The sequence below is a fragment of the Streptomyces sp. SID5785 genome, assembly GCF_009870065.1.
Classification (GTDB): Bacteria; Actinomycetota; Actinomycetes; order Streptomycetales; family Streptomycetaceae; genus Streptomyces.
This window is the reverse complement of the sequence record NZ_WWIA01000132.1, coordinates 23929-36258: the sequence shown is the minus strand read 5'-3', so window position 1 is coordinate 36258 and position 12330 is coordinate 23929. Positions and strand designations below refer to the sequence as shown.

General features: G+C 72.2%; 8 protein-coding genes. 2 read left to right on the top strand and 6 right to left on the bottom strand.

Annotated elements, in window-relative coordinates; genetic code table 11:
• Nucleotides 1-5 precede the first annotated feature (5 nt).
• From GTW43_RS04160 to GTW43_RS04140, 5 genes are all read right to left on the bottom strand, one after another.
• Entirely contained in the window at nt 6-1052 is a 1047-nt protein-coding gene (locus GTW43_RS04160) for a M23 family metallopeptidase (RefSeq protein WP_161300246.1), read from the bottom strand.
• A gap of 123 nt (nt 1053-1175) precedes the next feature.
• On the bottom strand, nt 1176-2921 hold the full coding sequence (locus tag GTW43_RS04155) for a GAF domain-containing protein (protein ID WP_161300245.1): 1746 nt from the start codon (nt 2919-2921) through the stop codon (nt 1176-1178).
• A gap of 42 nt (nt 2922-2963) precedes the next feature.
• A complete protein-coding gene (gene cydD / locus GTW43_RS04150) occupies nt 2964-6488 on the bottom strand; it encodes a thiol reductant ABC exporter subunit CydD (RefSeq protein ID WP_161300244.1) in 3525 nt (1174 codons plus the stop codon).
• A gap of 39 nt (nt 6489-6527) precedes the next feature.
• Nucleotides 6528-7532, bottom strand: a complete 1005-nt coding sequence (gene cydB, locus GTW43_RS04145) for a cytochrome d ubiquinol oxidase subunit II (protein WP_161300243.1) — start codon at nt 7530-7532, stop codon at nt 6528-6530.
• A 20-nt stretch (nt 7533-7552) separates the two neighbouring features.
• Nucleotides 7553-9058 carry a cytochrome ubiquinol oxidase subunit I gene (locus GTW43_RS04140; protein WP_161300242.1) on the bottom strand — a complete coding sequence of 502 codons (1506 nt, stop codon included), beginning with the start codon at nt 9056-9058 and terminating at the stop codon, nt 7553-7555.
• A 210-nt stretch (nt 9059-9268) separates the two neighbouring features.
• Here GTW43_RS04140 and GTW43_RS04135 point away from each other — a divergent pair, with 210 nt between their 5' ends.
• Nucleotides 9269-9664, top strand: coding sequence for a cyclophilin-like fold protein (locus tag GTW43_RS04135; RefSeq protein WP_161300241.1), 396 nt, complete (start codon nt 9269-9271; stop codon nt 9662-9664).
• A 34-nt stretch (nt 9665-9698) separates the two neighbouring features.
• Here GTW43_RS04135 and hisC read toward each other — a convergent pair whose 3' ends face one another.
• Complete coding sequence (gene hisC / locus GTW43_RS04130) at nt 9699-10778, bottom strand: histidinol-phosphate transaminase (protein WP_161300240.1); 1080 nt, start codon at nt 10776-10778, stop codon at nt 9699-9701.
• A 377-nt stretch (nt 10779-11155) separates the two neighbouring features.
• On the opposite strand from hisC, the gene GTW43_RS04125 reads away from it, so the two are divergent.
• A complete protein-coding gene (locus tag GTW43_RS04125) occupies nt 11156-12268 on the top strand; it encodes a LacI family DNA-binding transcriptional regulator (RefSeq protein WP_161300239.1) in 1113 nt (370 codons plus the stop codon).
• The last annotated feature ends 62 nt before the right edge of the window (nt 12269-12330 follow it).

Sequence of the window (12330 nt, the reverse complement as noted above, 5' to 3'; positions counted from 1 at the left end):
CCGCGTCACAGCGGGATGCCCCGCTCGGCGAACCAGCCGACCGGGTCCACCCCCGAGCCCAGATACGGCGTGAGCCGCACCTCGAAGTGCAGGTGCGGCCCCGTCGAGTTGCCCGTGGTGCCGGACAGCCCGATCCACTGGCCCGCGCGCACCTGCTCGCCCTGGTCGACCGCGAGAGCCGACAGATGGGCGTACTGCGTGTAGTAGCCGCCGCGGTGCCGCACGACGATCTGGATGCCGAACGCGCCGCCGCACGAGACGCTCACCACGCGCCCGTCACCGGCCGCGCGCACGGGCGTGCCGATGCCCACCGCGAAGTCCTGCCCGGTGTGCCGGTGCGCCCAGCGCGCGCCCGCGCTGTCGAAGCCGGCCGACAGTTCGTAGGTCTCCACGGGTGTCACCCACGCGCGCGTGGTGGTGATGGGCGGCTGGTCGAGGCGGACGGCGCCGCGGCACTGGCCCGCGGCCACCGACTGGTCGGCCTCGCCCTGGAGCGAGGCCTGGGCGGCCTGGAGCTTGCTCGCGATGGTCTTCTTCAGCCCCGCGAGTTCCGCGTTGCGCTTCTCCAGGGACGCCCACGCGGCCGTCGCCTTGCGCCGGCCCTCCTCCAGCTTCTTCTCCGCCCTGCGGCTCCTGCCGATCGCGTGGTCGAGCGCGAGATCCGCCTGCCGGGCGGCGCGCTGACCGCGCATCAGCTCCTCGGGATGGTCGGAGAGCAGCATCTGCGCGGCGACGGGGACGTCGCCGCCGCTGCGGTACTGGGCGCGGGCGAAGCGGCCGAGGTCGTCGTGGAGCACGGCGCTCTCGCGCCGCTCCTGGGCGAGCAGGCGCTCGGCCTTCTGCGCCTCCTTCTTCTGGAGCGCGGCGGCCTTGCGCCCCTCTTCGTAGTGCTGCGTGGCATCGGACGCCTCCTTGTAGAGGCGCGCCACCTCGGCGCTCGCCTCGGGACCGTCCGCCCCCTGCGAGAGCGTAGGCGTGCCCCCGAGGGCGACGAGTGCGCACAGCACCGCCGGGACGACGAGCGAGCTGCGGGAACGGGGTGGTCGGGACATGTAACGGATCGTCACCCGGCGTGCGCGGGGGCACCCGTGGAGCGCGTACGCCTGGGGGAACGCCTGCCCCGTACGGCGCAGGAACGTGCCTGCACGGCGGGGTGCGGGCGCGGACCGTCCGGGTCAGTGCGGTGCCTGCCACACCAGCGTCGTGCCCGTCCCGTCGTCGCCGGTCCCCGGCCCGTACCAGCTGTCGCCGCCCAGTGACTCGGCGCGCCGCTTGAGGTTCTTCAGGCCGCTGCGCCGGCCGCCCTCGGGGATGCCCACGCCGTCGTCGGCGACGGTGAGGCGCACGCCCTGCCGCCCGTCCGGGAGCGTCACCGTGGAGTCCACGACGACCTCGATGGACGCGGCCCGCGCATGCCGGAACGCGTTGGAGAGCGCCTCGCGCAGCGCCGCGATCAGGTTCTTCCCGGTGACCTCGCCGACGAGCGCGTCGACGGGCCCCACGAATCGGTGCGCGGGCTTGAACCCGAGCGGCACCGCCGCCATGTTGATCTCGCGCAGCACGCGCGTGCGCAGCCCCGAGGGCGCCTCCGTGGGGCCCTGCTGGAGCGCGAAGATCGCGGTGCGGATCTCCTGGATCGTGGTGTCCAGTTCGTCGACCGCCTTGCCGACCCCCTGCTGCACCTCGGGCACCACCGCCCGGCGCTGGGCGGTCTCCAGCATCATCCCCGTGGCGAACAGACGCTGGATGACGAGGTCGTGCAGATCGCGCGCGATGCGGTCGCGGTCCTCGTAGACGGCGAGCCGCTCCCGGTCGCGCTGGGCCTCGGCCATCATCAGCGCGAGCGCCGCCTGGGAGGCGAACTGGGTCGCCAGCGTGCGCTCCACCTCGGTGAACGGGCGGCCCCCACGCGCGCGGGGCATCACCAGGGTGCCCAGCACCCGGCCGTCGCTCTGCAGGGGCAGCAGCATCGCCGGACCGTAGGAGCCCGCCTGGTCGGTCATGATCCGCGGGTCGCCGGCCGCGTCGTCGATGAACACGGCCTCCCCGCGCAGCAGTTCGGAGACGATGGCGCTCTCCGGAGGGACCACGGTGCCGAGCGCCGTGGAGGGACCGTCCGAGGCCACCGCGACGATCTCCATGCCGCCCTCGGCGTCGGGCAGCAGCACGAGGCCCGCCGCGGAGTCCGAGAGGTGGCGGGCCTGTTCGGCGACCACCTGCAGCGCGTCCTCGGCGTCCCCGCCGGACAGCAGCGCGGTGGTGACGGCGACGGACCCGTCGATCCAGCGCTCGCGCTGCCGGGCCGCCTCGTAGAGCCGCGCGTTGCCGATCGCGATGCCGGCCTCCGTGGCGAGCACCTTGACCATGTTGAGGTCGTAGTCGTTGAACTCCTCGCCGCCGTGCTTCTCGGCGAGGTACAGGTTCCCGAAGATCTCGCCCTGGACGCGGATCGGCAGCCCGAGGAAGGTGCGCATCGGCGGGTGCTCCGGAGGGAAGCCGCAGGAGCGCGGATCGTCGGCGAGATCGCCGAGGCGCACCGGCCGGGGGTCCCGGATGAGGGCGCCGAGCAGCCCGCGGTGCCCGTCGGGGAGGCGGCCGATCCGGCGCGCCGTCTCCTCGTCGAGACCGTGGTAGACGAACTCGGACAGGCCGTTCCCGTCCTCGGAGACGACCCCGATCGCCGCGTACCGGGCGCCGGCGAGCTCGGCGGCGGTCTCGCAGATCCGGTCGAGCGTGGAGTGCAGCTCGAGGCCCGTGCCGACGGACCGCATCGCCTCCAGGAGCTGCGGCACCCGGGCCGTCAGCTCGGCCGACAGGCCCTGGAGGCTGCGGGTGGCCAGCGCGGCCACCTCCGCCGCCCGGGCCGGGTCTGCGGCGTGCGGGGCGGCGGTCGGGGCACCGGGGTCGGGAGGGGCAGCCATGCCTTGAGGGTAATTAGTCCTATTTGGCGAGGAAAGTCGGGCTCAGGGTGCGGACAGCGCGGGGAGCGCCGGGAGTGCCGGGAACGCCGGGAGCGCCCCTTCCCGCTCCGCCAGCGCCCGCAGCGGCCCCTCCACGGCGGCCAGCTCCGCGTAGGGACCGCGCTGCACCACCCGGCCGCCGTCCAGCACCAGCACCTCGTCCACCGCCTCCAGCCCCGCGAGCCGGTGCGTGATCAGCACCGTCGTCCGGCCCCGCGTCGCGTCGAGAAGGTCCGCGGTGAGCGCGTCGGCGGTCTCCAGGTCCAGATGCTCGGCCGGTTCGTCGAGCACCAGCACGGGGAAGTCCGCGAGCAGCGCCCTCGCCAGCGCCAGCCGCTGCCGCTGCCCGCCCGACAGCCGTGCCGCGTGCTCGCCCACCAGCGTGCCGAGCCCGTCGGGCAGCCCGTCCGCCCACTCCAGGAGCCGGACGCGGCCGAGCGCCGCACGCAGCTCCTCCTCCGTCGCGTCCTTCCGGGCGAGCAGCAGGTTCTCCCGGACCGTGCTGTCGAAGAGGTGCGCGTCCTGGGCGCAGAGCCCGACGGCCCGGCGGACGTCGTCCCCGTCGACCCGCGCCGCGTCGACCCCGCCGAGCGTGTACGTCCCCGCACTCGGGTCCAGGAAGCGCAGCAGCACCTGGGCGAGCGTGGTCTTGCCGGACCCGGACGGGCCCACGACAGCGACCCTGTGCCCGCGCGGCAGCGTCAGATCGACTCCGGCCAGCGCGTCACGGCCGCGCCCCTCGTACCGCGCCGTGAGACCCCGCAGGACGAGCGGGAAGGGGTCCTGCGGCGCCGCGAGCGGCCGCTCCGGCTCCCGTACGGGATCGGGCGCGTCCAGCACCTCGTACACCCGCTCGGCGCTCTTGCGGACCCGCTGCCGGTACTGCACGGCGAGCGGCAGTCCGAGCACGGCCTCGAACGCGGCGAGCGGGGTGAGCACGACGACCGCCAGCGCGACCCCGTCGAGCTGCCCGGCGCGCACGCCCTGGACGCCCACGAGGGCGGCCCCGGCCACGGTCAGGCCCGTGATCAGGGCGGTGAGTCCGTCGCCGAGCGCGGTCGCGGTCGCGGCGCGCGACGCGATCCGGGTGAGCGCCGAGTCGGCTTCCCGCGCCTCCTTCATGCGGCGCGGCAGCGCGCCGGAGACGGTCAGCTCGGCGGTGCCCGTGAGCAGCTCGGCCACCCGGGTGGCGAGCAGCCCCCGCGCGGGCGCCAGGCGCCGCTCGGCCCGGCGGGCCACGGCCCCGGACAGCAGCGGGACGCCGACCCCGGCGAGCAGCAGACCGGCGGCGAGCACGGCGCCCGCGGCCGGCAGCATCCAGGCGGTGAACGCGACCGATCCGGCGCCGACCAGCGCGGCCGCCGACGCGGGAAGCAGCCAGCGCAGCCAGTGGTCCTGGAGGGCGTCCACGTCGGAGACGAGGCGGGACAGCAGATCGCCGCGGCGCGTCGTGCGCAGCCCGGCCGGGGCGAGCCGCTCCAGGCGCCGGTAGACGGCGACCCGGGTGTCGGCCAGCATCCGCAGCACGGCGTCATGCGACACGAGCCGCTCGGCGTACCGGAAGCAGGCCCGGCCGATGCCGAACGCGCGCGTGGCGGTGACCGCGACCATCAGGTACAGCACGGGCGGCTGCTCCGAGGCCCGCGAGATCAGCCAGCCGCTGGTCGCCATGAGGCCGACGGCGCTGCCGAGCGCGAGCGCCCCGAGCAGCAGGGCCAGGGCCAGCCGCGAGCGGCGCGGGCGCGCCGTCCCCCGCAGCCGGGCGAGGACGTCGCGGCGCCCCGCGGGACGGGTGTCCCCGGGCCGCCGTGCCGCCTCGGGCGCGGCCTCCTCGCGGGTCTGCGCGGGGACCGCCGCCGGCCCGGCCTGCACCGGACGTGCCGGGTCCCCTTCCGCGGGCGGCTCCAGCCGCACCACGCGGTCCGCGACCGCGAGCAGCGCGGGCCGGTGCACGACGAGGAGCACCGTCCGCCCCACGGCGAGCCGGCGCACCGCCTCGACGATGCCCGCCTCGGTGTCCCCGTCGAGCGCGGCGGTCGGCTCGTCGAGCAGCACCACGGGGCGGTCGGCGAGGAAGGCGCGGGCCAGCGCCAGTCGCTGCCGCTGGCCCGCCGAGAGCCCCGCCCCGTCGTCACCGAGCACCGTGGCCGCGCCGTCGGGCAGCGCCTCGACGAACTCCAGGGCCCCGGCCTCGCCGAGCGCCGCCCGCACCTGCGCGTCGTCGGCGCCGGGGCGCGCCAGCCGTACGTTGTCGGCGACCGAGCCCGCGTACAGCTGCGGGCGCTGCGGCACCCACGCCACGCGCGCGTGCCAGTCCTGCCGGGACACCTCGCACAGATCGGCGCCCGCGACGAGGACCCGCCCGTCGCGCGGCGGGACGAAGCCGAGCAGGGCGCTCAGGAGGGTCGACTTGCCCGCGCCGCTCGGGCCGACCAGGGCGACCGTCTCCCCCTCGGCGACCTCGAAGGACGCCGCCGTGACCGCGTCCGCCGACCGTCCCTCGTAGCGGACCGAGACATGGTCGAAGGCGATGCCGCTTCCCGCCGGCAGCGGCTTCGCGCCGCTCTCGGGCAGCGGGGTCTCCAGGACGCCGAAGATCTCCTCGGCGGCCGCCAGGCCCTCCGCGGCCGCGTGGTACTGCGCCCCGACCTGGCGCAGCGGCAGATACGCCTCGGGCGCCAGGACGAGGATGACGATGCCGACGTAGAGGTCCATGTCGCCGTGCACGAGCCGCATGCCGATGGTGACCGCGACCAGCGCCACCGACAGCGTCGCCAGCAGTTCGAGCGCGAAGGACGACAGGAAGGCGATGCGCAGGGTGCGCATCGTCGCCCTGCGGTACGCGCCGGTGATGGAGCGGATGGACTCGGCCTGGGCCTTCGCGCGGCCGAACACCTTCAGGGTCGGCAGACCGGCGACGACGTCCAGGAAGTGCCCCGACAGCCGGGACAGGAGCCGCCACTGACGGTCCATCCGGGACTGGGTGGCCCAGCCGATCAGCATCATGAAGACCGGGATGAGAGGCAGCGTGCCGACGATGATCGCCGCCGACACCCAGTCCTCGGTGACGATCCGGGCCAGCACCGCGACCGGGACGACCACCGCGAGCCCCAACTGCGGCAGATAGCGCGAGAAATAGTCGTCCAGGGCGTCGACCCCGCGGGTCGCCAGCGCCACCAGCGAGCCGGTGCGCTGCCCGGTCAGCCAGCCGGGTCCGAGACCGGCCGCCCGCTCCAGGAGCCGGCCCCGCAGTTCGGACTTGACCGCCGCGCTCGCCCGGTGCGCGGCGAGTTCGGTCAGCCAGGACACCAGGCCCCGGCCGGCCGCCACCAGCACGAGCAGCACCAGGGGAGTGCTCAGCCGGCCCGCGTCGAACCCGTGCTGGAACGCGCCCACCACGACCTCGGCGACGAGCATCGCCTGAGCGATGACCAGGCCCGCCCCGGCGACGCCGAGCACGACCACCGCGAGCAGGAAGAAGCGGGTGGCCCGGGCGTACCGGAGCAGACGCTGGTCGATCGGTTTCACGTGAAACACACCCTCACATCAGGCGGATGGGCCCGGGACTCAGTGCGCGGCATCGGCGATGTGATGCGTGCCGATGCGCTTGCGGAACACCCAGTAGGTCCACGACTGGTAGAGCAACACGATCGGGGTCGCGATGCCCGCGCACCAGGTCATGATCTTCAGGGTGTACGGGCTCGACGAGGCGTTGGTGACCGTGAGGCTCCAGTCCGCGTTCAGCGACGACGGCATGACGTTCGGGAACAGCGTCAGGAAGAGCATCGCCACGGCCGCCACGATCGTGAGCCCCGACAGGGCGAACGACCAGCCCTCGCGGCCCAGCCTGATGGCGCCGATCGCTCCGACGAGCGCGACCACGGCCACGATCATCGCCACGAGCGAGCCGCCGTCGCCCTTGTCCGCCTGGGTCCAGATCAGGAAGACGAGCGCCAGGACGGCGGTCACCAGACCGAGGACGAGCGCGAGCTTCCGGGCCCCCGTCCGGATGTCGCCGACCGTCTTCAGCGCGGCGAACACCGCACCGTGGAAGGTGAACAGGGTGAGGGTGACCAGACCGCCCAGGATCGCGTACGGGTTGAGCAGATCCCAGAAGTTGCCGACGTACTCGAAGTCCTTGTCGATCTTGACGCCGTGCACGATGTTGCCGAACGCGACGCCCCACAGGAACGCCGGGATCAGCGATGTCCAGAAGATCGCGTGCTCCCAGTTGGTCTGCCACTTCTCCTCGGGCCGCTTCGCCCGGTACTCGAAGGCCACACCGCGGACGATCAGGCAGACCAGGATGATCAGCAGCGGCAGGTAGAAGCCCGAGAACAGCGTCGCGTACCACTCGGGGAAGGCGGCGAAGGTCGCGCCGCCCGCGGTGAGCAGCCACACCTCGTTGCCGTCCCAGACCGGGCCGATCGTGTTGATCAGCACCCGGCGTTCGGTGCGGTCCCTGGCCAGCAGCTTGGTGAGGACACCGATCCCGAAGTCGAACCCCTCCAGGAAGAAGTAGCCGATCCACAGGACGGCGATGAGTACGAACCAGACGTCGTGGAGTTCCATGACTCGTCAGCTCCCTGGGCCTAGTAGGAGAAGGCCATCGGCTTGTCGGCGTCCCGGTCCCCGCCGATCTTGGTGGGCGGGTTGAGGTCGTCCTCGGTGAGCTCGGGCGGGCCGGCCTTGATGTACTTCACGAGGAGCTTGACCTCGATCACGGCGAGCACCGCGTAGAGCAGCGTGAACACGGTCATCGAGGTGATGACCTCGCCCTGCGAGACACCGGGGGAGACCGCGTCGCGGGTCTGGAGGACTCCGTAGACGACCCACGGCTGGCGGCCCATCTCGGTGAAGATCCAGCCCCAGGAGTTGGCGATCAGCGGGAAGCCGAGCGTCCACAGGGCGGCGAGCCAGTAGAGCCGGGTGAGCTTCGGGCTCAGCGCCTTGTTCTTGAAGAGGACCAGGTTCGGCACCTCGTCCTCACCCACTCTCATGGCCTGCGGCAGCATGAACTTCTTGCGGGTGAGCCAGAGTCCGACGATGCCGAGGGCGAAGGAGGCCATCCCGAACCCGATCATCCAGCGGAAGGCCCAGAAGGTGACGGGGATGATCGGGCGGTAGTCGCCGGGCCCGTACTTCTCCTGCTCGGCCTTGTTGGTGTCGTTGATGCCGGGGACGTACGAGTGGAAGTCGTCGTCGGCGAGGAAGGACAGTATCCCGGGGATCGACAGCTCGACGCTGTTGTGGCCCTTGCTGACGTCGCCGTACGCGAAGACCGAGAACGGGGCGGAGTTCTGGCCGTCCCACAGCGCCTCGGCCGCGGCCATCTTCATGGGCTGCTGCTTGAACATGACCTTGCCGAGCAGGTCACCGCTGACCGCGGTGAGCAGGCCGGCGATGACGACGGTGACCAGGCCGAGCCGCAGCGAGGTCTTCATGGTCGCGATGTGCTTCTTGCGCGCCAGGTGGAACGCGGCGATGCCGACCATGAAGGCGCCGCCCGTGAGGAACGAGGCGGTCAGGGTGTGGAACGCCTGGGTCAGGGCCGTGTTCTGCGTCAGCACGTGCCAGAAGTCGGTGAGTTCGGCGCGGCCGTTGGCCTTGCTGTACCGGTACCCCACCGGGTGCTGCATCCAGGAGTTCGCGGCGAGGATGAAGTACGCGGACAGGATCGTGCCGATCGACACCATCCAGATGCAGGCGAGGTGGATCTTCTTCGGCAGCTTGTCCCAGCCGAAGATCCACAGCCCGATGAACGTGGACTCGAAGAAGAAGGCGATGAGCGCCTCGAAGGCCAGGGGCGCCCCGAAGATGTCGCCGACGAAGCGGGAGTAGTCCGACCAGTTCATCCCGAACTGGAACTCCTGCACGATGCCGGTGACGACACCCATCGCGATGTTGATGAGGAAGAGCTTCCCCCAGAACTTGGTGGCCCTGAGGTACTTCTCGTTCTCCGTGCGCACCCAGGCGGTCTGCAGCCCGGCGACGAGGGCCGCCAGCGAGATCGTCAGGGGAACGAACAGGAAGTGGTAGACGGTCGTGATGCCGAACTGCCATCGCGCCAGGGTTTCGGGCGCCAGAGCCAGATCCACTGCGTCTCTCCTTATGTCGCCGTGGTCACAGCGGCAGTTTGCCCTGTTAATCCCACAAACTTCGGGAGGAACCAGGACACGCTTGTGAACGCGTTCACATTCACAAGCATTATGTCGTACTGGTTGTCGGCATCCGAAGGGGGGTCCCCTTAGCGAGGGGGCGGCGCAGGGGGCTTCCCGTACGCTTCAACATATTGTTGAATCCGCGGCATGCAGCCGACGCCCGAACAGCCTCAGACCAGCATCCGCATCTCCTGGCCGGCCGGACACACCACGGCCACCGTCGAGGACACGCCGACCTCCCGGGCGCTGCTCGGCAGGCTCCCGCTGACCTCCACCGCGCAGACCTGGGGCGAGGAGGTCTACTTCGACACCGGCCTCAGCGCCCGCGTCGAGGACGGCGCCCGCCAGGTCGTCGAGCCCGGCACGGTCGCCTTCTGGACCGACGGCGACGCCCTCGCCCTCCCCTACGGGCCCACGCCGATCTCGCGGGGCGACGAGTGCCGCCTCGCGAGCCCGTGCAACCTGCTCGGCCGGCTCGACGGGGACCCGCGGGTGCTCGCGACGGTGCGCGGCGGCGACCCGGTCCGCGTCGAACTGGCCTGACGCGCGGGGGCGTCCGCGCCAGAGGCCGAGAGGCCTACAGCTCCTTGCGGAACGCCGCCGCCGCGTGCAGGAAGATGTCGTTGGCCTCGGTCTCCCCGATCGTGGCCCGCATCCCCTCACCGGCGAAGGGCCGCACGACGACCCCGGCCGCCTCGCACGCCGCCGCGAAGTCCAGGGTGCGCTCCCCCAGTCGCAGCCACACGAAGTTGGCCTGGGTCTCGGGCACCGTCCAGCCCTGCTCGCGCAGCGCGTCCACCACGCGGGTGCGCTCGCCGACCAGCGAGCCGACCCGGCCGAGCAGTTCGTCCTCCGCACGCAGAGAGGCCACGGCCGCGTCCTGCGCCAGCTGGCTCACGCCGAACGGCACCGCCGTCTTGCGCAGCGCCGCCGCCACCGGCTCGTGCGCGACGGCGAAGCCCACGCGCAGCCCGGCCAGCCCGTAGGCCTTGGAGAAGGTGCGCAGCACCGCCACGTTGGGCCGGTCCCGGTAGATCTCCACGCCGTCCGGCACCTCGGGGTCGCGGATGAACTCGCGGTACGCCTCGTCCAGCACGACGAGCACGTCGGAGGGGACCCGGTCGAGGAAGCGCTCCAGCTCGGCCCGGCGCACCACGGTGCCCGTGGGGTTGTTGGGGTTGCAGACGAAGATGAGGCGCGTGCGGTCCGTGACGGCGTCCGCCATCGCGTCCAGGTCGTGCACCTCGCCGCCGGTGAGCGGCACCTGCACGGACGTCGCGCCGCTGATCTGCGTGATGATCGGGTACGCCTCGAAGGACCGCCAGGCGTAGATCACCTCGTCGCCCGGGCCGCTGGTCGCCTGGAGCAGCTGCTGCGCGACGCCGACCGAGCCGGTACCCGTCGCCAGGTGCGCCGTGGGCACGCCGAAACGGTCCGCCAGCTCGCTCATCAGACCGGTGCAGGCCATGTCCGGGTACCGGTTGAACGTGCCTGCCGCGGCGATCGCTTGCTCCATGACGCCGGGGAGCGGCGGATACGGGTTCTCGTTGGAGGAGAGCTTGTACGCCACCGGGCCCCCGGCCGCCGCCGGCTTGCCCGGCTTGTAGGCGGGGATCCCCGCCAGCTCGGCACGCAGCTTGGGGTTCGTCTCGCTCACCGCAGTCCTCCTCAGGGGCACCGTTCCAATACTGCACACCTTAAGAGGATTCGGCCTGCGCCCCAATGGGGCGGAGCGATCGGGCTGCGGCGGGCCCTCCGGCATGCCTGCGAAGGGGGGAGCGCGCGCCGCCCTGGCGTGCGCCGGTGGCTCACTCCGTGGCGCGCATCCCTCGTGAAGGTGAGTTGAGACCTGTTCGCAACATCGCCGACTTGGCAGGCCCGCACGGACCGACAAGTGAGGTATCGCGCCCATTCCCTGCAATGACCTTGCCTTCAAAGGTCATTGACGGGGTGTCACCTTGCAGAAACGTGCCTGTCAACTCCGGCATATGCGCCCACGCCATGCAGCCGTATGAGCCCTAATATCGGCTCGCCATGACAGCAGCAGGGAAGCACCAGGTGAGCCGGGCGGAGACGACCCGCAGGGGCACCCGGCAGGGACGCGCAGGCATCAGAGATGTTGCCGCCGCCGCCGGGGTCTCCATCACGACTGTCTCCGATGCGCTCAACGGCAAGGGCCGGCTCCCCGACGCCACCCGACGCCATGTCCGCGAGGTCGCCGACCGGTTGGGCTATCGCCCCTCCGCGGCCGCCCGCACGCTCCGTACCGGCAAATCGGGCCTGATCGGCCTGACCGTGACGACGTACGGGGATGAACCTTTCACCTTCACCGAATTCGCGTACTTCGCGGAGATGGCCAGAGCCGCGACCTCGGCCGCGCTCGCCCGCGGCTACGCCCTCGTCATTCTGCCCGCGACCTCCCGGCACGACGTGTGGTCCAACGTCGCGCTCGACGGCACCGTCGTCATCGACCCCTCCGACCAGGACCCGGTCGTCAGCGAGCTGGTCCGCCAGGGCCTGCCCGTCGTCTCCGACGGCCGGCCGGCGGGCAGCCTGCCCGTCACCGCCTGGGTGGACAACGACCACGAGGCCGCCGTCCTCGGCATCCTCGACCACCTCGCCGAGGCCGGCGCCCGCCGCATCGGCCTGCTCACCGGCACGACCACCGACACCTACACACACCTGTCCACGTCCGCGTACCTGCGCTGGTGCGAGCGGATCGGGCAGGAGCCGGTCTACGAGTCCTATCCCGCCCACGACCCCTGCGCGGGCGCCGTCGCGGCCGACCGGCTGCTCGCCCGGCCCGACCGCCCCGACGCCGTCTACGGTCTCTTCGACCCCAACGGCACGGACCTGCTCGCCGCGGCCCGCCGCTACGGCCTGCGCGTCCCGGACGACCTGCTGCTCGTGTGCTGCAGCGAGTCCACCATGTACGCGAACACCGAGCCGCCCATCACGACGCTCTCCCTGAAGCCCCGGCGCATCGGCACGGCCGTCGTCCAGCTCCTGATCGACGCCATCGAGGGACTGGAGTCCGACCAGCCGGTCGAGCAGGTGATACCGACCGAACTGATCGTGCGCACCTCCTCGCAGCGCCGGCCGCACCGCACCACGGTCAGCCCGCCCCGCTCCCCGGGCAAGGGCTGACCGGCGCCCGCCCGTGGTGTGCGCCCGATGACCGAGAGGAAAAGTCCACACCAATTCGGGAG

Coding starts and splice junctions, on each gene's coding strand:
- GTW43_RS04160 (WP_161300246.1), bottom strand. CDS start 1,052: ATGTCCCGACCACCCCGTTCCCGCAGCTCGCTCGTCGTCCCGGCGGTG.
- GTW43_RS04155 (WP_161300245.1), bottom strand. CDS start 2,921: ATGGCTGCCCCTCCCGACCCCGGTGCCCCGACCGCCGCCCCGCACGCC.
- cydB (WP_161300243.1), bottom strand. CDS start 7,532: ATGGAACTCCACGACGTCTGGTTCGTACTCATCGCCGTCCTGTGGATC.
- GTW43_RS04135 (WP_161300241.1), top strand. CDS start 9,269: ATGCAGCCGACGCCCGAACAGCCTCAGACCAGCATCCGCATCTCCTGG.
- GTW43_RS04125 (WP_161300239.1), top strand. CDS start 11,156: ATGACAGCAGCAGGGAAGCACCAGGTGAGCCGGGCGGAGACGACCCGC.